The organism is Conexibacter stalactiti, assembly GCF_033542075.1.
Taxonomy (GTDB): Bacteria; Actinomycetota; Thermoleophilia; order Solirubrobacterales; family Solirubrobacteraceae; genus Conexibacter; species Conexibacter stalactiti.
The window spans coordinates 15,977-35,619 of the sequence record NZ_JAWSTH010000014.1 but is presented as its reverse complement, the minus strand read 5'-3'; the positions used below and the strand labels follow the sequence as shown (position 1 = coordinate 35,619).

The following is a 19,643-nucleotide window of genomic DNA, read 5'->3' as shown; positions in this document are numbered from 1 at the left end:
ATCCGCTTCTCCTCAGCCGCGCAGCACGTCGAGCGCGCGCGCCTGCGCCGCCGCGGCCTCCGGATGCGTCCAGAAGGCGAGGTGGGTGCCGCCGTCGAGCGTCAGCAGCTCGGCGCCGGGGATCGCGGCCGCGGCGCGGTCGCTGTGGTCGGGGGTGACGTCGGTGTCGGCGCTGCCCTGCACCAGCAGCGCCGGGACGGCGACCCGCTCCAGCTCCAGCGACTCGATCGCCGCGAACCGGGCCCAGTCGTTGTCGAGCCCGGCGTCGCGGTCTCGGTGGGTGACGGTGCTCGCGAGGTCGACGACGAAGGCGCGCTTGTCCGCGTCGGCGAAGACCTCGCTCGCACGCTGCTTCAGCTGCTCCTCGTCGAGCGAGCCCTCGGAGTCGAGCGTCGCCGAGATCAGCTGCTCGGGCGCGTGCGCGGCGAGCACCCGCAGCAGCCAGTCGCCGAAGCGGGTCGAGAACATCAGCTTCTCCGACAGCCCTTCCGCCGGCCGCGCGATCGCGCCGCTGACGCCGGCCAGCACGACGAGCCCGGCGACCCGCCGCGGGTGGCCGATCGCGAGCCGGTAGCTGCTGGGACCGCCGCCCGACCAGGCGAGCACGCCGGCGCGCTCGATCCCGAGCGCGTCGAGCAGCGCGGCCAGCAGGTCGGCCTGCTGGTCGATCGTCGTCCGTTCCCCCAGCTCGCTGCCGAGGTAGCCGGGCCGCGACAGCACGATCGCGCGGCAGCCGGCGGCGACGAGGAAGCGGGCCATGATCGCGGCCTGGTCGATCCCGCCGGGGCTGCCATGGACGACGAGCACCGGCGGCCCGTCGCCGAGGACCGCGTGCTCGACCGGTCCGAGTGCGGTCTCGACGACCGCGGCGTGCAGCGCTTCCCGTTCGCTCATGCGCGGCAGGTTAGTGGCCGGAGCTGAAAAACCATTCCGTAGAGTCTCGGCATGTCCCGCCGCCGCTATCGCGCTGCAGCACGCGACATGTCCAGCGGAAGCTGGCTGGCGCTCTCTTTGGCGTTGGCGGTCTGCGGCCTCGTCGGCGGCGGCATCGCGTGGCTCCTGACGGGGGACTGGAGAGCCGTCGGCGCGATCGGCGGCATCTGCGGAGGGTTCGGCGCCTCGCTGCAGGCCGTCGTGGCCCAGCACATGACCGCGCGACACACCCCGGTCGCTCCGGCCATGCCGACGGCGCAGGAGCTCGAGCCGTGGCGCGCGGCGCTGCGCCTCCACGTGCTCGCGGCACGAGTGCGCGCGGGCTCGCAGCTCGACCGCATGCTCGCCTATCCCGTCATCTCCAACACCGTCCGCGAGCTGCACCGGGACGCCTCCAGCGCTCGCATCGTCCTGCGCGGTCCGACGCTGTCATGGAGCGCGATCGTCGCGTCGTGGGCAGCATCGCCGCAACGGACCGTGCTGCTCGGCGAGCCGGGGATGGGCAAGACCATCGCTGCGTTGACGCTGATCGCGGAGGTGAACGCAAGCGCAAGCGGTGGCAGACCGGTCGCCGAACTGTTCCCGCTCTCCAGATGGGACACCTGGAGCAGCCGCCACGCGACCGAGCCGCTCGAGACGTGGCTCGCCAGCTCGCTCGCCGAACGCTATCCGGAGCTCGGCACGGACGTCGCCGCGGCGCTCGTGGCGTCGGATCTGGTGCTGCCGGTGTTCGACGGGCTCGACGAGATCCCCACGACGGGAGGGCAGCTCGCCTGTCTCGAGGCGATCGACCGCTACGGCGGCCGCGTCTCGCGGCACCGGCCGTATCTGCTGACCTCGCGTGCGGAGGAGTACGTCCGGCTGGCGCCCAGATGGGCTGTGACCGATCGGCCTCCGCTCGTGCTCCGCGGTCTCGCGGCGGACGGCGTGCTTCAGCTGCTCGCGACCGAGACGGCGGGGCAGACCGGCTGGCGCGCCATGAGCCGGCGGCTCGCGAGCGGGGACAGCGGCGCCGCGCGGCTGCTGAGCAGCCCGCTGCGCCTTTCGATCGCGCTGCAGTCGTATGCCCGAGAGGATCCTCAAGAGCTGCTGGCCCTCTCCCCCGGCGCCGCTGACCAACGACTGTGGGAGCGGCTGATCAGCTCCGACCACTCCTTCGGATCGGCCGGCACCGCTCAGGTGCGGGGCTGGCTGGCGGCCTTGGCCAGCGGCGTGAAGCGGTGCTCGCTGCAGCGCTTCGGGTCGCACCACCTCTACGCGTTGGCGCCCGCCTCGACGCGAGAGCAACGGCACTTCAAGGTCCTCGTCGCCGTTCTGGTGGCGGCGATCTGGACGTCGATGGCGCTCCTCAGCGGCGTGAGTCGGCACGGTGTCGGCACGACGCTGATCTTCGTCGGGATCACCTCGGTGCTCGTGGCTCCGATCGGGTGGCTGGCCGGCATCGTGAGCCTCGACGGCCCCTACGTGAGAGTCAGAGCGCGGCGCGACGAGCGGACGCGACTCGCGAAGCGCGGGATCGGTCCCGCGATCGGCGGCGGTTTCCTGCTCGGGACCATATCCCGCACCGACGCGTCAGCGCTCGAGTACCTGCTGGCCGGAACGGTCGGCGCCATCTGGGGGATCGTGCTGCTCGCCGCGGCGGTGATGCTCGCACCGGGGCTCCGCTCCGCGGCGGGCGGGACGCATCCCGAGACGGCGGCGAGCGGCCCGGCCGACGATGGCGTGCTGCGGGAGACGCTCCGCACAGGCGTCGTGCGCGGCATCCTCTTCGCACCGCTCATCGGCACGACCGCCTACTTCCTCACGACCGTGACAGCAGACGATCCCGCGGCGATCACGCGGGAGGACCATCTGCGGACCCAGATCGGATTCGTCGCCGCGCTTCCGGCGTTCGCGCTGACCGCAGCGTTGTTCAACGGCCTTGGTTTCTGGCTCTGCCACCACTGGCTGCGCCGTCGCCGCGGACGCGACGGCACGCTCCCGCTCAATCTCGGGAGGTTTCTGACCTGGTGCTCGGAGTCGCCGCGCTTCTGGCTGCGAGCATCGGACATGTACGAGTTTCGCCATCGCGCGCTGCTCGATCACCTCGCGCCCGACCACGAGCCGGAGCCGGAGCCGACGAGATGCGCGTGAGGCGCGCAGGCGGCCCGCGCGCCTAGGATCCGCCGCATGGCTCTGACACTCATGCACAACCCCCACTGCCCCACCTCGGTCCACGCGCTGGACGCCCTCACCGACGCCGGTCACGACGTGACCGTGCGCAAGTACCTGCTCGTCGCCGAGCGGCTGTCCGAGTCAGAGGTGCGGTCGCTCGCCGAGCGCGTGCAGGGCGATCCGGTCGACGCGCTGATCCGGCGCGACAAGAAGTACAGAGACCTCGGCCTCGACGCGGACGGCCTGCCGCTCGACGAGGTCGTCGCGATCCTCCTCGAGCACCCCGCGCTGCTGCAGCGGCCGATCCTCGACGACGGCACGAACGTCGTCATCGGCCGCCCGCGCGAGCGCCAGCGCGCGTGGGCGGCCGCCGGGAGAGCGGTCGTCGGGGAGGCGTAGACGACGCGCTCATGTTCGCGCCGCGGCGGGTCGATATCCGGGAGGTGACCTCTGCCCGCACCGTCGTGATCGAACGGCTCCGCTTCGGCGTGAGCGACCTCGAGCGCAGCCGCGCCTTCTACGCGAGCGCGCTCGCCCCGCTCGGGATCGCCGAGTTGAACGGCGACGATGGCGCGGCCGCGCGCTTCGGACGCGGCGGCGCGGTCGTCGTCGAGCTGGTCGAGGTGCAGGCGCGGCCGGCGCCGCTGCGGATCGCGCTGTCGGCGCGGACGCGCGCGGAGGTCGAGGCCTGCCACGCGGGCGCGCTGGCGCTGGCGCCGGCGGTGCCGACCGCGGACGCGAACGGCGCCGCGACCGCCCACACGGCGCCGGCGCTGCTCGCGCCAGGCGAGGCCGACAACGGCGGCGCGCCCGGCCCGGGCGGCAACCCCGCGTACTCCGCAACGCTGGTCGACCCCGACGGGCACGAGCTGGAGGTCGTCTGCCGCGGCGTGGCGGCGACGGTCCAGGTGCCCGACGACCGCCTCGTCGCCGTCGTCGAGATCCCGAAGGGCACGCGCAACAAGTACGAGTACGACCCGATCCTCGGCGGCTTCACCTTCGACCGGCTGCTGATGACGGCGGCCGCGTACCCGGCGGACTACGGCTACTTCCCCGGCACGCTCGGCGAGGACGGCGACCCGCTCGACGTGCTCGTCTGCCTCTCCGAGCCGACCTTCCCCGGCTGCCTGATCCCCGTCAAGCCGGTCGGCCTCTTCAAGATGGCCGACGACCAGGGGATCGACGACAAGGTGATCTGCGTCCCGCTCCACGATCCCAACTGGGGCGGCTACGACACGCTCGACGAGCTGCCGCTGCTGCTGCGCAACGAGATCGCCCAGTTCTTCGCGATCTACAAGGACCTCGAGGGCAAGCGGGTCGACGTCGGCGGCTGGCGCTCGCACACCGAGGCGCTCGCCTCGATCGACGCCGCCCGCGCGCGCTTCCGCGCCCGCCGCGAGGAGACCGGCATCTCCTATCCCGGGCCGGGCGGCGAGCTGCCGGCGCCGGGCGAGGAGTAGCGGCGCGCTTCAGACCGGCGGCGCGGGGCGGCGCAGCCCGCGGATCCGATCGCCGAGCAGGCGCGATCCGTACGCGGCCGTCGTGCGCAGCGGCGCGTCGCCGAGCAGCATCCGCATCGTCAGCCGCAGCGTCGAAGCGTCCGCCTTCTGCGGCGCTCCGGCGTCGAACGGCGGCTGCGGGTCGTACTCGATCCCCAGCTGGATCGCCTTCGCCAGCTCCTCGCCGTGGACGCGCGCCGTCAGCGCGAGCGCCATGTCGATCCCGGCCGAGACGCCGGCGCCGGTCACGAACGGCGGATCGAAGACGACGCGGTCGCCGACGACGTCGACCCCCATCGCGCGCAGGTTCTCGCGAAAGCCCCAGTGCGTCGTGGCGCGTCGCCCCGCCAGCACTCCGGCCGCCCCGTAGACGGCGGCGCCGGTGCAGGCCGAGGCGAGCCACTGCGCGCGCGGCGTCACCTGCCGCACCCAGTCGAGCAGGACCTCGTCGTCGAGCGGCCCGAGCGGCTTGCTCGACCCGGGGATCACGACGACGTCCGGATCCGGCAGCTGCGCGGGCGTCGTCGTCGGCATCACCGCGAGGCCGTGGTCGGTGCGGATCGGCCCCGGCGTCGTCGCGACCCAGTGCAGCTCCACGTCCGGCCACAGGCTGATCACCTCGTACGGCCCGATCAGATCCAGCGCGGTGAACTCCGGATAGACGACGTAGGCGATCTTCATGCGACGGTTCTACCGCGATCCGGTGCGCGCCTGCGCCGCTCCACACCCTGCGGCGACGCCAGATCGCGCGCTCGATCAGGGGTGTTTGCCGCGCAATGGCCGCGCCCGGGATACTGCATGGCGCGATGGCCGCAACGACCCCTCAACCGTCAGGATTGGTCGACCGCCATCGCGAACGCGAGCAGGTCGACCGCCTCGTCGCCGACGTGCGCGCGGGCCGCAGCCGAGTGCTGGTCCTGCGCGGCGAGGCGGGCGTCGGCAAGACCGCGCTGCTGAAGTACCTGCTGGACGGCACGTCGGGGTGCCAGGTCGCGCGCGCGGCCGGCGTCGAGTCCGAGATGGAGCTGGCGTTCGCCGGCCTGCATCAGCTGTGCGCGCCGATGCTCGGGCGCATCGACGGGCTGCCGGGCCCGCAGCGCGACGCGCTCAGCACGGCGTTCGGCCTCGGCACGGGCAAGCCGCCGGACCGCTTCCTCGTCGGGCTGGCGGTGCTCGGCCTGCTGGCCGAGGTCGCCGAGACGAAGCCGCTCGTCTGCGTCGTCGACGACGCGCAGTGGCTCGATCGGGAGTCGGTGCAGACGCTGGCGTTCGTCGCGCGCCGGCTGCTGGCCGAGCGCGTCGCGTTCGTCTTCGCGCTGCGCGCCGACGACGACCAGCACGCCCTCGCCGGGCTTCCGGAGCTGGTCGTCGAAGGGCTCGAGCACGCCGATGCCCGCACGCTGCTGGAGGCGACGATCCCGGGCCCGCTCGACCATCGCGTGCGCGACCGGATCCTCGCCGAGGCGCACGGGAACCCGCTCGCGCTGCTGGAGCTGCCGCGCGGGCAGCCGCCGGCCGCCGTCGCGGGCGGTTTCGGGCTGCCGAGCGGGATCCCGCTGGCCGCCCGCATCGAGCAGGGCTTCGTGCGGCGGCTCGCGCCGCTTCCGGTCGAGACGCGCCGGCTGCTGCTCGCGGCGGCGGCCGAGCCCGTCGGGGACGTCGCGCTGCTGTGGCGCGCCGCCGACCGGCTCGAGATCGCGCCCGACGCCGTCGCGCCCGCCGAAGCGGCCGGCCTCGTCGAGCTGGGCGTCCGCGTGCGCTTCCGGCATCCGCTCGTGCGCTCGTCCGTCTACCGGTCGGCCTCGCCGGAGGAGAAGCGGGCCGTGCACAGGGTCCTCGCGGACGTGACCGACGCGGAGATCGACCCCGATCGCCGCGCATGGCACCGGGCGCACGCCGTCGTCGGCGCCGACGAAGCGGTCGCCGCCGAGCTGGAGCGCTCGGCCGGGCGGGCGCGCGGACGCGGCGGCGTCGCCGCGGCAGCCGCGTTCCTCCAGCGCGCGGCGGAGCTGACGCCCGATCCGGCCGTTCGCGGCGCGCGGGCGCTCGCCGCCGCGCAGGCGAAGTTCGAGTCGGCCTCCCCCGAGGCCGCGCTGGGGCTGCTGGAGGTCGCGGAGATGTGCCCGCTCGACGACCTCCAGCGCGCTCGTCACGCGCGGCTGCGCGCCGAGATCGTCTTCGCGCAGCGGCGCGGAAGAGACGCGCCGCCGCTGCTGCTGGCCGCGGCCGGACAGCTCGCGGCGCTCGATCCGGCGCTGGCGCGCGAGACCTACGTCGAGGCGCTCGGTGCGGCGATGTACGCGGGCCGCTGCTCGAGCGGCTCCGGCGTGCACGAGGCCGCTGCGGCCGCCCGCAACGCGCCCCCGGCGCCGCAGCCGCCGCGCTCGATCGACCTCGTCCTCGACGGGATGGCGACGCGCTTCTCCGAGGGACCGGGCGCCGGCGTGGCGCCGTTGCGGCTCGCGGTCGAGGCGTTCAGGAACGAGGTGCTGGACGGCCACGAAGCGACCATGCGCTGGCTGATGCTGTGCCCGGTCGTCCAGTCGCTGGTGGTGTTCGAGCTGTGGGACGACGACGCCTTCCACGCGCTCGCCACGCGCGCGGTGCGGCTCGCGCGCGACACCGGCGCGCTGACGATGCTGCCCGTGACGCTGCCGTACCTGGCGGGCGTGCACCTCTTCAGCGGGGAGTACGCGACGGCGGCCGCGCTGAACCACGAGGCCGACACGATCACCGCCGCGACCGGCAACGCGGCGCTCGTGTACGCCTGGATCCTGCTCGGCGCGTGGCGCGGCGCGCCGGCGGAGGCGCTGGAGGTCATCGAAGCGGGCGTCGAGAGCGCGACCGCGCGCGGCGAGGGCCGCGTGCTGGCGCTGGCCGGCTACGCCAGCAGCGTGCTCTACAACGGCCTCGGTCGCCACGAGGAGTCGATCGAGGGCGCCCAGCGCGGCGCGGAGGACGACGACCAGGGCTACGCCGGCGGCTCGCTCGCCGAGCTGGTCGAGGCGGCGACGCGGGTCGGCAGGCCCGACCTGGCGGCCGCCGCGCTGCGGCGGCTCGACGTGCGCGCACGTGCCGCGGGCACCGACTGGGCGCTCGGGATGCTCGCCCGCGCACGGGCGCTGACGAGCGAGGGCGCGGCGGCCGAGGAGCTGTACCGCGAAGCGATCGAGCGGCTCGAACGCACCCGCATGCACGTCGAGCTGGCGCGCGCCCGCCTCGTCTACGGCGAGTGGCTGCGGCGCGAGCAGCGCCGCGCCGACGCCCGCGAGCAGCTGCGCGTCGCGCACGACAGGTTCGTCGCGATCGGCGCCGAGGCGTTCGCCGACCGCGCTCGCCGCGAGCTGACGGCGCTCGGCGAGACGGTGCGCAAGCGGATCCCGGAGATTCGCGTGGAGCTGACGCCGCAGGAGTCGCAGATCGCCCGTCTGGCGGCCGACGGGCAAACGAACCCGGAGATCGGCGCGCAGCTGTTCATCAGCCCGCGCACGGTCGAGTACCACCTGCGCAAGGTCTTCGACAAGCTCAGCATCAGCTCGCGCAAGGATCTCCGCACGGCGCTGCCCGAGCTCGCGCCGGCCGGCATCGGCTCCTAGCGCCGCGCCTCACAGCCCCGCCGGCGGGAGGTCGGCCCGGAACGCCGGCTTGGTCCCCGTCAGCACGTGCGCGGTCACGCGGCCGACCAGCTCGCAGAAGGCGGCGGGGCGCGCCGCGCGCGAGAAGAGCGGACGGCAGTACAGCCACGCGGCGTACTCCGACTGCAGGTCGAACCCGAGCCCGAGCGCGGCGTGCCCGAGCACGTCGTGGACGGTGCGAAGCCGATCGACCGCGGCGTTGGGCAGCAGCGGGTGGGGCGCGTCGGCCGCCGCGGCCCGCAGCTTGATCGCCCCGCGCTGACGCACGTCGTCGCAGAGGTCGGCGGCATCGGCGTACGGCTCCTCCGGCGTCGCGACGAGCGTCACGCGAACGCCGAGCCCGCCCGCCGCGGGCGCCGCGGTGACGGCGCGGTCGAGCGCGATCAGCTCCTCGGCAAGCGCGCTGTACGCGCCCTCCAGCGCATGCGCGTCGGACGCGGGCGGGTCGATGTACCACTCCATGATGCGCTCCGCGCGCGCCAGCGGGAGGAAGCCGACGGAGCGCAGCGACGCGATCGCCGGCAGCGGGCCGGCCGCATGGCGCGCGGCGACGCGCTGCGCCTCCGACCACGTCGGAAAGACCTCGACCGGTCGCCGCGCCGATCCCGGCGGCAGCGGCGGGAGCGGCCGCAACGGCGAGAACGAGAGCGGCGCGTCGAGGAACTCCGCGAAGCCCTCGTCGGCGATCGTGTCCGTGCTCTTCATGACCATGTTCCTTCCAGTACGGCGTTGTCGTTTCGAAGCTCGACCTCCGCGCCCCGCGCGGCCGCGGCGGCGGCGCGCCGCAGCGCGCGAGCGACCTGCGGCTGCGAGGCGCCGAGCCGCTCGGCGATCTCCGTCGGCGTCAGCTCGCAGACGAAGCGCAGCCGCAGGACCGTGCGGTCCTGCTCGGACAGCTCGTCGCTCGGCGTCGCGTCCCATGCGTCGCTCGCCTGCAGCGCCTCGGCGACCTGTTCGAGGTCGAGCCCCGTCCGCCGCGCGAGCTGCGCGACGCTGGGGGCGCTGCCGGTCTGCGCGGTCAGCGCGCCCGCTGCTCGCGCGACCGCACGCGACCTCTCCTCCATCTTCGGCGCCAGCTGACCGGCGCTGTCGTCTCGACCTGCCATCTCGACGTCACCTCGTCGTCGGGGACCGGCGCGGCGCGGACATTGGGCCCGCGCCGCTCCACGCCGCGTTCAGTTCGCCACCGACTCCGGGAGCGGGTACATCTCCTCCCACAGCTGCAGCAGCAGCCTGTGCTGCCTGCGGGCCGTGATCGTCGTCCACTGCGGGTGCACCGCTCTTCCTCAGTAGGCCGCGAGGCGCTGCTCGGCCTCGGCCAGGGCGCGCGCGAGCGTGGTCGTGTCGGCCAGCCACGGCGAGCCGTCGGGGCGCGGGTCTATACGCAGGTGCAGGCGACCGTCATGCACGACGGTGACGGCCATCAGCTCGTTCGCGCACCACAGCTCGGCCTCGTAGTTGTATGCCTCCTCGGGGCCGGTGACGATCGCCTTGATCGCGTTCATCGCCCGGCTCCCTGGCGGTGCGCGGCGAACCACGCCTCGAAGTCGGTCGCGCCGATCCGCGCGCCGTCGCCGGCCGTCAGCTCGCCGCCCGCCAGCTCGGTGCCGAAGTAGCGCGCGCGGGGGTCGCCGACGACCGTCCGCGCGTCGCCCGTGGCGGCGAACAGGCGCCGCGCCCACGCGTCGACGCCCAGCTGCTCGGGCCCGCCCAGCTCGACGCGGCCGCCGACCGGCGCGCCGGCAGCCAGCTCCGCGACGGTCGCGGCGACGTCGTCGGCGGCGACGAGCTGCATCAGCCCGGTCGGGAGCCGGACGCTCTCACCGTCGGCGCCCGCCTCGGCGATCTGCGGCAGGAACTCGAAGAACTGCGTGGAGCGCAGGATCGTGTACGGGACCGCCCCGGCCTCGATCTCGGCCTCCTGGGCGACCTTCGCCCGCAGGTAGCCGCTGTCGGGCAGGCGCTCGGCGCCGACGATCGAGACCGCGACGTGGTGGCCGACGCCGGCCGCCTGCTCGGCCTCGAGCAGGTTGCGCGTCGAGGTGACGAAGAACTCCCGCACCGCGTCGTCGTCCCAGAGCGGCGCGTTGGAGACGTCGACGACGGCGTCGGCGCCCGCCATCACGTCCGCGAGCCCATCGCCGCTGATCGTGTCGACGCCCGTGTCGGGCGATGCCGGCACCGCGTCGTGCCCCAGTGCGGCCAGCCGCCGCACCACGTTGCTGCCGACCCGCCCGCTGCCTCCGATGACCACGATCTTCATGACGTTGCCTCCTGGTGTTGTTGACGCTGTCGAAGATCGCCGACGGGTGCCCCGGGGCGCGTCCGTCGGCATCCCCAGTCGGATGCCCAGGGACCCGCGGGCGGGATCGTCCCCAGTCACCACGCCCGGGCATCTGACTGGGCATCCCGACCGAAGCGATCCGCGGCGGGAGCGGCGACGGTGGTGCGGTCACTGAAAGCCCACCCGAAAGGACCGCCGCATGCAGCCCACCATCGTTCTCGTCCACGGCGCCTTCGCCGAGTCCGCCAGCTGGAACGGCGTCGCCGAGCGCCTGTACGCCGCCGGCCACCCGGTCGTCGCCGCCGCGAATCCGCTGCGCGGCCTCGCCGAGGACGCGAGCGCGATCAGCGACCTCGTCCGCACGATCGAGGGACCGGTCGTGCTCGCCGGCCACTCCTACGGCGGCGCGGTGATCTCCAACGTCGACGCCGACGCCGGCGACATCACCGCGCTCGTCTACGTCGGCGCCTTCGCGCCCGCGACCGGCGAGAGCTGCATCGAGCTGTCACAGCGCTTCGCCGGCAGCACGCTCGGCGCCGCGCTGAACCCGGTCCCGCGCCGCGACGGGTCGGTCGACCTGCTGATCGCCCGCGACCGCTTCCACGCGCAGTTCTGCTCCGACGTCCCCAAGCACGAGGCCGGGCTGATGGGCGCGACCCAGCGCCCGATCGCGAAGGCCGCGCTGGAGGAGCCGACGGGACCGAACCCGCTGTGGCAGCAGCTGCCGTCGTTCTTCATCTTCGGCACCGAGGACCACAACATCCCCGCGACCCTGCAGCGCTCGCTGGCCGAGCGCGCGAACGCCCATCGCACGGTCGAGATCTACGGCGCCTCGCACGCGATCGCCGTCTCGCGCCCGGACGAGACCGCGGGCCTGATCCTGGAGGCCGCGCACCTGCACGCGGCGGCGGCGTGATGTCCGCCACGACGACACACACGCCGGTCGTGCTGGAGCCGGCCGCGCAGCAGTTCGCCGAGGCGACCTCGACGCCGCCGTTCCTCTACGAGCTGACGCCGGACGCGGCCCGCGCCGTGCTCGACGACGTGCAGGCGGCGCCGATCGAGAAGCTGCCGGTCGGCGAGCGCTGGATCACCGTCCCCGCCGACGTCGGCGACGTGCGCGTGCGGATCGTGCGCCCGGCCGGCGCCGAGGGCACGCTGCCCGTGATCCTCTACATCCACGGCGGCGGCTGGGTGCTCGGCAACGCCGGCACACACGACCGGCTCGTGCGCGAGCTGGCGGTCGGCGCCGGTGCGGCCGTCGCGTTCGTCGAGTACGACCGCTCGCCCGAGGCCCGCTACCCGGTCGCGATCGAGCAGGGCTACGCGACGGCACGGTGGATCGTCGGCGAGGGCGCGGCCAACGGGCTCGACCCGGAGCGGATCGCGATCGCCGGCGATTCGGTCGGCGGCTGCATGACCGCGGCGATCGCGCTGATGGCGCAGGAGCGCGGCGACGTGCGCTTCGTGCACCAGTCGATGTACTACCCGGTCACCGACGCCGCGATGGACACCGGCTCCTACGAGCAGTTCGCCGAGGGCTACTACCTCACCGCGAAGGCGATGGCGTGGTTCTGGGACGCCTACGCGCCCGACGTCGAGCAGCGCTCCGAGCCGTTCGCCGCGCCGCTGCGGGCGACCGACGCGCAGCTGCGCGGCCTGCCGCCGGCGCTGCTGATCGTCGACGAGGCCGACGTCCTGCGCGACGAGGGCGAGGCGTACGCGAGTCGCCTGCGCGCGGCCGGTGTGGCGGTCACGACCGTGCGCTACGACGGCATCACGCACGACTTCATGATGCTCAACCCGCTCAGCGGCACGCGCGCGACGCGGGCCGCGGTCGCCCAGGCCGTCGCCACGCTGCGGACGGCGCTGCACCCCGCCTGACCGCGCGTTTCACCGCCGCGCCGTGCCCCTTCGCGGGGGCGCGGCGCGGCCGGCGCCCTCCCCCACGACCCGATCTGACCCGACCCGAAGGAGCTGGTTCCCATGGCCTTTCCGCGCAAGACCGCGACCGCGACCGTCGCCGTCGCCTGCGTGAGCCTCGCGCTGCCGACCGTCACGAAGCTGATCCTGCGGGCGGCGCGCGCATGAGCAGCGCGCTGAGCGACGCGCAGGCGCTCCTGCGGCACGCCGAGTCCTCGCCGTACGTCGACGTCGACCAGCGTCGCGACCGCGCGACGATCCGCCGCGCCGGTGCCCGCATCGCGACGCTCGACCTCGAGTCGGGCGCGCTGACGATCTTCCTCAGCGCCGAGCTGGTGAGCCCGATCGTCGCGGCCCACCCGCAGCTGCGAACGGCGCGCGACGGCGTGCGCCTCGACGTGCACGACAGCGACAGCCTGACGGCGGGCGAGCAGCTGCTGCGCTGGCGCATCGGACATGAGCTGTTCGCATCGCAATGGCAGAACGCGTCGCCCTGACGCTCGACCCGAGAGGACCACCGCCATGGACATCGCCCGAGACCACTGCCTCGCTCCTGCGCGCGTCGACGCGCCGATCTTCGGCGGGCGCTACCGCCTGCTGTTCGACGACCTGCCGCCGCTGACCGCCGACGAGACGGCGCTGCACGCGCTCGGCCGTCCCGGCGGCCCCTGCGACGGCGCCGACGTCACCGACGACGCCGACTCCGCGGTCGCGGCGGTGTGGCCGTTCTTCGGGCAGTTCATCGCCCACGACATCACGGCCGACCGCTCGCCGTTGGTCGATCGCGCCGCGACCGCCGAGCTGCGCAACGCCCGCGCCCCGAAGGCCGACCTCGAGGGCCTCTACGGCGCGGGCCCGGTCGGCATGCCGTATCTCTACCGCAGCGACGACCCCGCGAAGCTCCTGCTCGCGCCGAACGGCAGCGACCTCCCGCGCAACCACGAGGGGATCGCCCTCGTCGGCGATCCGCGCAACGACGTGCAGCTCTTCACCAGCCAGCTCGCGGTCGCCTTCGTCAAGCTGCACAACCGGCTCGTCGATCGCCTGCGCGACGACGGGGTCGCCGACGAGCAGCTCTTCGACGCGGCGCGCCAGGCCGCCACGTGGCATTACCAGCACGTGATCCTGCGCGAGTTCCTGCCCGGGCTGATCGGCGCCGAGCTGACCGCCGAGCTGCTGGAGAGCGGCCCGCGGCTGTTCCGGATCGACAGCGACCCCTACATCCCGTTCGAGTTCGCCGACGCCGCCTACCGCTACGGCCACGCGCAGATCCGCAACCGCTATCGCGTCAACGAGCGGCTCGGCGCCCGTCCGCTGTTCCCGGACCTGATGGGCTTCGGCCCGGTCCCGCCCGAGCACGCCGTCGACTGGACGCTGCAGATCGACGTCGCCGGCCACGCCCCGGCCCAGCGCTCCGAGCGCATCGACGGGCGGCTGCCGGCGCCGCTGATCGCGCTCCCGACTCAGGTCTCCGGCTCCGAGCCCGGCAGCGACTACGCGTCGCTCGCCACCCGCGACCTGCAACGCGGCCAGGCCGTCGGCCTCGCCTCGGGCGAGGCGATCGCCGACCGGCTCGGCGTGCCGGCGCTGAGCGCCGAGCAGGTCGGGCTCGCGCAGTACGGCTGGGACGGCGAGACGCCGCTGTGGTTCTACATCCTCAAGGAGGCCGACGCCCTGCACGAGGGCGAGCAGCTGGGCCCCGTCGGAGGCCGGATCGTCGGCGAGGTGCTGGTCGGGATCATCGACGCCGATCCCGCCTCGTTCCGCTCGCTCGATCCCGGTTGGATGCCGACGCTGCCGGCCCGCCGCGCCGGCGCCTTCGGCCTGGCCGACATCCTCGTTCCCCCTGTCTGATCTGACCCGCCGAGATCGCGACGCCGTCACGGGGTAGGTGTCGGCCATGCGACCGAGGAGGCGTTGTGAGTCCGAACGAACCGATCTGGATCGCCGGTGAGGAGCCGGGCGCCGGCTTCCCGCGCCTGGCCGAGGACCTGACGGTCGACGTCGCGGTGATCGGCGGCGGGATCTCCGGCGTCACGACCGCGCTGCTGTGCAAGCAGGACGGCGCGCGCGTCGCGCTGTTGGAACGGGGCCGGGTCGCGGGCGGCGCGAGCGGCTTCACGACCGCGAAGGCGAGCGCGCTGCAGCAGACCAAGCTCGCCGAGATCCGCCGGCTGCACGGCGACGAGACGGTCGCCGCCTACGCGCGGGCGTCGTCGGAGGCGATCGAGTGGATCGCCGCGACTGTGCGCGAGCGGGCGATCGACTGCGCCTGGGAGCGGCTGCCCGACATCACCTACGCCGCCGACGCCGAGCAGCTCGACGCGGTGCAGCGGACGGCCGAGGCCGCCCGCGCCGCCGGCCTGCCCGTCACGACCAACGGCGCCGAGGCGGCGCTGCCGTTCGCGGCCGCGGGCGCGGTGCGGCTCGACGAGCAGGCCCAGTTCCACCCCGTCCGCTACCTGCGCGCGCTCGCGGCCGCGATCCCGGGCGAGGAGTGCCACGTCTTCGAGCAGAGCGCCGTCGTCCACGTCGACGACGGCTCGCCCTGCACGATCACGACCGACGACGGCCGCTCCGTCACGGCCGGGGCGGTCGTCGTCGCGACCAACTACCCGCTGCTCGACCGCGGCCTCTTCTTCACGCGCACCGAGGCGGTCCGCTCGTACCTCGTCGCCGCGCGCGTGCGCGGCGAGCTGCCCGCGACGATGGCAATCAGCGCCGGCGAGCCGACCCGCTCGATCCGGCCCTACAGCGACGCGGGCGGCGAGCGCTGGGTGCTTGTCGGCGGCGAGGGTCACGCGACCGGCTCCGGCGACGCGCAGCCGCAGCGCTACGAGGCGCTGGAACGGTTCGCGCGCGAGCAGTTCGACGTGATCGACATCCCCCACCGCTGGTCGACCCAGGACGGCTCGCCGGTCGACAGACTGCCGTACGCCGGCCCCTACACGCCGCACTCCAGGCACCTCTTCGTCAACGCCGGCCACCAGAAGTGGGGCATGACGAACGCGACCGCCGGCGCGCGCGTCGTCGCCGACCTGATCGCCGGCCGCACGCCCGCGTTCGCAGAGCTGCTGGACCCCAACCGGCTGACGCTGAGCGCCGCGCCGCAGTTCGCGAAGGCGCAGCTGCACGTCGGCGCACACCTGATCGGCGACCGCCTCACGCCCGCGGAGGCGTCGCCCGACGAGGTCCCGGCCGGCGAGGCGCGCGTCGTCCGCTCCGGCCTCGGCAAGGTCGGCGCCTTCCGCGACGACGACGGCACGCTCCACGCCGTCTCGCTGCGCTGCACCCACCTCGGCTGCCTGCTGCACTGGAACGGCGCCGAGCGCAGCTGGGACTGCCCCTGCCACGGCTCCCGCTTCGACCCCGACGGCACCGTCCTCGCCGGTCCCGCCGCCGAGCCGCTGCCGCGACGGGAGCTGTAGCGGTGCCGCTCGTTGTTAGCGAGCCGACCCGGCGGGTAACGGATCTGCCATGAGAATCGGCTGCTTCCTCTCCAGCGAAGAGTTCGGGCCCAGAGACCTCGTCGCGCAGGCGATCCGCGCCGAGCAGGCCGGCTTCAGCGCGCTGTGGATCTCCGACCACTACCACCCGTGGATCGACGAGCAGGGCCACAGCCCGTTCGTCTGGTCGGTGATCGGCGCGATCGCGCAGGCGACCGACCTGCCGCTCGGCACGGGCGTCACCTGCCCGACGATGCGGATCCACCCGGCCGTGACCGCGCAGGCGGCGGCGACCAGCGCGCTGTTGCTCGGCGGCCGCTTCACGTTCGGCGTCGGCAGCGGCGAGGCGCTCAACGAGCACATCCTCGGCGACCGCTGGCCCGGTGCCGACGAGCGGATCGAGATGCTCGAGGAGGCGATCGCGGTGATGCGCGAGCTGTGGACCGGCAGCGTCGTCCACCACGACGGCACCCACTACGCCGTCGAGCACGCGCGCCTCTACGACGTGCCGGACGAGCCGCCGCCGGTGATCGTCTCCGCCTTCGGGCCGAAGGCCGCGTCGCTGGCGGCGCGCGTCGGCGACGGCTTCGCGACCACCAGCCCCGACCAGCAGCTGATCGACCAGTTCCGCCGCGAGGGCGGAAGAGGTCCGGTCCAGGCCGGCACGAAGGTCTGCTTCGGGCCCGACAAGGGCGACGCCGTCAAGACCGTCCACCGTCTCTGGCCCAACGAGGCGCTGCCGGGCGAGCTGGCGCAGGTCCTCCCCACCCCGCCGCACTTCGAGCAGGCGGTCGAGCTGGTCTCCGAGCAGATGATCGCCGACTCGCCGACCCCCTGCGGCCCCGACATCGACGAGCACGTCGCCGCGCTGCAGGCGTACGCCGACGCGGGCGTCGACGAGTTGTACGTGCAGCAGGTCGGCCCGCTGCAGGACGCCTTCTTCGAGACGTGGGCGGCCGAGGTGCTGCCGCGGTTCGACGGGGGTTGAGGCTACGCCGGATCGAGCAGCGGCCCGCGCGTCCGGAAGTAGAGGTCGCGGCATGCCAGCGCCACGATCTCTTCCCCGATCGCCTGGTCGTCGCCGGGCCAGAGGTCGTCGCCATGCGGACCCGTCGGCCCGAACAGCGCGACACCGACCAATCTCTGCGAGAGATCGTTGCGGACGTGATACCGAATACCGGCGAAGCCCGCGTCGAATGCTCTCGTCGCGAGCGCCTGACTATGCGCGTAGTCGCTGGCGGAGCTCGCCCCGACGGACGCGTCGATCCCGTAGCGACCGGCAGCGTTGTCCGTAACGTCCGCGAGCACCAACGCGAAGTCGGCCTTCACAGCGAACAGTCTGCGGCCCGCGATCTCGGCTCGCGGCAGCGAAATGCTGCGAAAGCTCTGCAACGTCTCGACGAACGCGCCGAGCGGCGACTCCGCGAAGTAGCAGGTCCCGTGGCCGGGGCGATCCGTCAGATCGAAACGGAACAGTCCGTCGGCGCGAAAGAACCACGCACCGTTCGCCGCATGGTGGATGCGATAGAGGAGACTGCCGTGATCGACGACGTGCTGCGGAAAGTTGTTCATCGTCACGCAAGCCGAGCCGCATCGCGTCGTGCGGCCAGCACGATCGCGTCGTGAAGCTCCGGAGTTGAGAGGCACTCCATCGGGCGGCGGTGGTCGAGGTCCTCTTTCGGCGCGACGAACCACGCGGTGAGCGTTCGCGGATCGATGCACACGGGCCCGAGGACGTCGAGAATCTGAGCGACGACTGGAAGGACCGCGGCCGGTGCGCCATCGGAGAATTGAAACGCCGGGAGGGCCGGGCCGTCCTCAGACTCGAACACGAGCATGCGCCGCGCCGCGAGGTCACCGTGGATGGCCGTCACCTCGCGGTTCAGCAGACGCGCCGCCTCCTCGACGGTGTAGCCGTCGAGCTCGTCGAGATCCATCTCGGGACTGCGCGCGGCGATCCGCCGGAACGAGCCGCTGGCGAGCGACGTGACCGCCTGGATCTCGTCCTCCAGCTTCTGCTGTTCCCAGCCCTCGACGCTCATGCGGAGTCCTCCGGATGTGACGCGGGCGCGCGGGATCGACCAGGCGTCAACGCGGTGGTCCCCGTCCCCCCGCGATCGCCGCTCCAGAGACGAGTCGTGCCCGCGGCGTACCCGAACAAGGCGGCGAACGTCGCGGCGAGCGCGCCGGCCGGGATCGGCGTGAGGAACAGGAGGGCGAGCAGCGCGTACGCGCTGGACAGCAGGAGAACCGGCCTGAGCCATGCGTTCTCGCGCCGCAGGACGACGGTTGTCGTCTCCACGGCGGGACTGCCGAGCGCGGAGTGCGGGTGGACACCGTGGACGCCGTCGGGCGTCATCGACGAGAGGTGCGTTGACTCGACACGAAACCCGGGAGGCGGCGCGACCGAATAGTGGTACGAATCGGCTGGCGGCGTCGGCGTGTTCAACACGACGTGCCGTGAGGAGGAGCGCCACGGCGCGAACCCTCGCCGAGCCGTGTGTTTGTCCTCGCTGTACCAGCGGAAGCTCACGACGCGACGTCGGCCGTCACACGGCACGACGACGCAGAGGAGCGCGTGCCGGGAGAAGAGGTCGATCAGACGATGAACGGTGGCGTCGCGGAACCACTCCGGACGTGCGCGGCTCAGCTCCTCCACGATCTGCAACGACTCGTCTGTCCGCTCGAGGACGAGACGCGTGAGCAGACGTTCTTCGTCACGCGACACCGACCGACCGCAGCCGGCGAGCGCGAGCTGCAGCGCGATCACCGCGATCGCGCCGGCTTCTCGCCGGGTCGCCAGCGGCAGCAGCACGCCGGTCTCAGCGGACGCCTCCACTCCACGGGACGGCGTCTCCTTGCTCTGCGAGTGCAGCGGGATGACCCCCTGCGTCTCGAGCAGCGGAAGATCGACGTCGATGCGAACCTCGTGACGAACCGCATCCTGCTCGAATGAGAGGCGCTCGACCACCCGGCGCACCGGAAAGGCGGACTCGTGCGGGAAGGCGACCGCGCGGGCTGCCAGCTCGAGCTGCTCGGTGCTCACTGATGTTGACGTTGCGGGGCTCCACGCCGAGCGAGAGTCGATCGCCTTTCCCATGGACTGGATCCTGGCATGACTCTCCTCGGCGTGGTCGCGCTTGCTGGCGCATCGCGATACACCCGGGCCCGCCCCGGCCGGGGTGTGCAAGACTCGCGCCAGCCGTGAGCGATCCGCTGCCGTTCGACCCGATCGAGGAAGCCGGCCGCCAGTGGCGCAGCCACTGGGGCGGCACCGCCGCGACGCCGATGATGGCGGTCACCTCGCTGATGCGGGCGCAGCAGCTGCTGCTGGCGCGGCTGAACGAGCTGCTGGCGCCGCTGGAGCTGTCGTTCTCGCGCTACGAGGCGCTGATGCTGCTCTACCTCAGCAGCAGGGGCTCGCTCCCGCTGGGGAAGATCGGCGCGCGGCTGCAGGTCCATCCGACGAGCGTCACGAGCCTCGTCGACGGCCTGGAGAAGCGCGGCTACGCGACCCGCTCGCCCCACCCGACCGACCGCCGCGCGACGCTGGCGACGATCACCGCGCGCGGCCGGGACGTCGCCGAGCAGGCGACGAGAGCGCTCAACGACGCCCGCTTCGGCACCGCCCCGCTGGGGGCCGCCGACCTCAGAGCGCTGACCGGCACGCTGCGCGATCTGCGCCAGGACGCCGGCGACTTCACGGCCGAGCGCTGACCGAGCGCTGACCGTTCGCTTCTGCGGCCTCGCAGAAGTATGAGACAATCCT

20 protein-coding genes are annotated in these 19,643 nt (G+C 73.4%); 11 read left to right on the top strand and 9 right to left on the bottom strand.

Going from position 1 to position 19,643, the window contains the following annotated elements:
* Positions 1-12: 12 nt before the first annotated feature.
* Positions 13-894, bottom strand: coding sequence for an alpha/beta fold hydrolase (locus tag R7226_RS07860; RefSeq protein WP_318596515.1), 882 nt, complete (start codon positions 892-894; stop codon positions 13-15).
* Positions 895-945: 51 nt separating this feature from the next.
* Here R7226_RS07860 and R7226_RS07855 point away from each other — a divergent pair, with 51 nt between their 5' ends.
* The 3 genes from R7226_RS07855 to R7226_RS07845 are packed head-to-tail and all read left to right on the top strand — an operon-like array spanning position 946 to position 4,547.
* Positions 946-3,066: a hypothetical protein gene (locus tag R7226_RS07855; protein WP_318596514.1), complete on the top strand. Its 2,121-nt coding sequence runs from the start codon at positions 946-948 to the stop codon at positions 3,064-3,066.
* Positions 3,067-3,102: 36 nt separating this feature from the next.
* Positions 3,103-3,486 (top strand): arsenate reductase family protein, encoded by a 384-nt coding sequence (locus R7226_RS07850; RefSeq protein WP_318596513.1) that lies wholly within the window; start codon positions 3,103-3,105, stop codon positions 3,484-3,486.
* A gap of 44 nt (positions 3,487-3,530) precedes the next feature.
* On the top strand, positions 3,531-4,547 hold the full coding sequence (locus tag R7226_RS07845; protein WP_318596512.1) for an inorganic diphosphatase: 1,017 nt from the start codon (positions 3,531-3,533) through the stop codon (positions 4,545-4,547).
* A gap of 9 nt (positions 4,548-4,556) precedes the next feature.
* Here the strand turns inward: R7226_RS07845 and R7226_RS07840 are convergent, their stop codons facing one another.
* Complete coding sequence (locus R7226_RS07840; protein ID WP_318596511.1) at positions 4,557-5,267, bottom strand: DJ-1/PfpI family protein; 711 nt, start codon at positions 5,265-5,267, stop codon at positions 4,557-4,559.
* Between the two features lie 125 nt (positions 5,268-5,392).
* Here R7226_RS07840 and R7226_RS07835 point away from each other — a divergent pair, with 125 nt between their 5' ends.
* On the top strand, positions 5,393-8,182 hold the full coding sequence (locus R7226_RS07835; protein ID WP_318596510.1) for a helix-turn-helix transcriptional regulator: 2,790 nt from the start codon (positions 5,393-5,395) through the stop codon (positions 8,180-8,182).
* A gap of 9 nt (positions 8,183-8,191) precedes the next feature.
* Here R7226_RS07835 and R7226_RS07830 read toward each other — a convergent pair whose 3' ends face one another.
* From R7226_RS07830 to R7226_RS07815, 4 genes are all read right to left on the bottom strand, one after another.
* Positions 8,192-8,926, bottom strand: coding sequence for an NAD(P)/FAD-dependent oxidoreductase (locus R7226_RS07830; RefSeq protein WP_318596509.1), 735 nt, complete (start codon positions 8,924-8,926; stop codon positions 8,192-8,194).
* Complete coding sequence (locus R7226_RS07825) at positions 8,923-9,327, bottom strand: sigma-70 family RNA polymerase sigma factor (RefSeq protein ID WP_318596508.1); 405 nt, start codon at positions 9,325-9,327, stop codon at positions 8,923-8,925. The genes R7226_RS07830 and R7226_RS07825 overlap by 4 nt, the downstream gene beginning before the upstream one ends.
* A 180-nt stretch (positions 9,328-9,507) precedes the next feature.
* Positions 9,508-9,726, bottom strand: coding sequence for a hypothetical protein (locus R7226_RS07820; protein WP_318596507.1), 219 nt, complete (start codon positions 9,724-9,726; stop codon positions 9,508-9,510).
* Positions 9,723-10,484, bottom strand: coding sequence for an SDR family oxidoreductase (locus R7226_RS07815; protein ID WP_318596506.1), 762 nt, complete (start codon positions 10,482-10,484; stop codon positions 9,723-9,725). Before R7226_RS07815 ends, R7226_RS07820 begins: the two co-directional genes overlap by 4 nt.
* Positions 10,485-10,704: 220 nt before the next feature.
* Between R7226_RS07815 and R7226_RS07810 the strand changes: the two genes are divergently transcribed.
* From R7226_RS07810 to R7226_RS07785, 6 genes are all read left to right on the top strand, one after another.
* A complete protein-coding gene (locus R7226_RS07810) occupies positions 10,705-11,421 on the top strand; it encodes an alpha/beta fold hydrolase (protein WP_318596505.1) in 717 nt (238 codons plus the stop codon).
* A complete protein-coding gene (locus tag R7226_RS07805) occupies positions 11,421-12,389 on the top strand; it encodes an alpha/beta hydrolase (RefSeq protein WP_318596504.1) in 969 nt (322 codons plus the stop codon). Before R7226_RS07810 ends, R7226_RS07805 begins: the two co-directional genes overlap by 1 nt.
* A gap of 203 nt (positions 12,390-12,592) precedes the next feature.
* Positions 12,593-12,925 carry a hypothetical protein gene (locus R7226_RS07800; protein WP_318596503.1) on the top strand — a complete coding sequence of 111 codons (333 nt, stop codon included), beginning with the start codon at positions 12,593-12,595 and terminating at the stop codon, positions 12,923-12,925.
* A gap of 25 nt (positions 12,926-12,950) precedes the next feature.
* Entirely contained in the window at positions 12,951-14,282 is a 1,332-nt protein-coding gene (locus R7226_RS07795; protein ID WP_318596502.1) for a peroxidase family protein, read from the top strand.
* Between the two features lie 65 nt (positions 14,283-14,347).
* A complete protein-coding gene (locus R7226_RS07790) occupies positions 14,348-15,856 on the top strand; it encodes an FAD-dependent oxidoreductase (RefSeq protein WP_318596501.1) in 1,509 nt (502 codons plus the stop codon).
* Positions 15,857-15,905: 49 nt separating this feature from the next.
* Positions 15,906-16,862, top strand: coding sequence for a TIGR03557 family F420-dependent LLM class oxidoreductase (locus tag R7226_RS07785; protein ID WP_318596500.1), 957 nt, complete (start codon positions 15,906-15,908; stop codon positions 16,860-16,862).
* Positions 16,863-16,864: 2 nt separating this feature from the next.
* On the opposite strand, the gene R7226_RS07780 is transcribed toward R7226_RS07785, so the two are convergent.
* The 3 genes from R7226_RS07780 to R7226_RS07770 are packed head-to-tail and all read right to left on the bottom strand — an operon-like array spanning position 16,865 to position 18,920.
* Complete coding sequence (locus R7226_RS07780) at positions 16,865-17,446, bottom strand: RES family NAD+ phosphorylase (RefSeq protein ID WP_318596499.1); 582 nt, start codon at positions 17,444-17,446, stop codon at positions 16,865-16,867.
* 2 nt (positions 17,447-17,448) lie between these two features.
* A complete protein-coding gene (locus R7226_RS07775; protein ID WP_318596498.1) occupies positions 17,449-17,916 on the bottom strand; it encodes a hypothetical protein in 468 nt (155 codons plus the stop codon).
* On the bottom strand, positions 17,913-18,920 hold the full coding sequence (locus R7226_RS07770) for a hypothetical protein (protein WP_318596497.1): 1,008 nt from the start codon (positions 18,918-18,920) through the stop codon (positions 17,913-17,915). Before R7226_RS07770 ends, R7226_RS07775 begins: the two co-directional genes overlap by 4 nt.
* 158 nt (positions 18,921-19,078) lie before the next feature.
* Here R7226_RS07770 and R7226_RS07765 point away from each other — a divergent pair, with 158 nt between their 5' ends.
* Complete coding sequence (locus R7226_RS07765) at positions 19,079-19,591, top strand: MarR family winged helix-turn-helix transcriptional regulator (RefSeq protein ID WP_318596496.1); 513 nt, start codon at positions 19,079-19,081, stop codon at positions 19,589-19,591.
* Positions 19,592-19,643 lie beyond the last annotated feature (52 nt).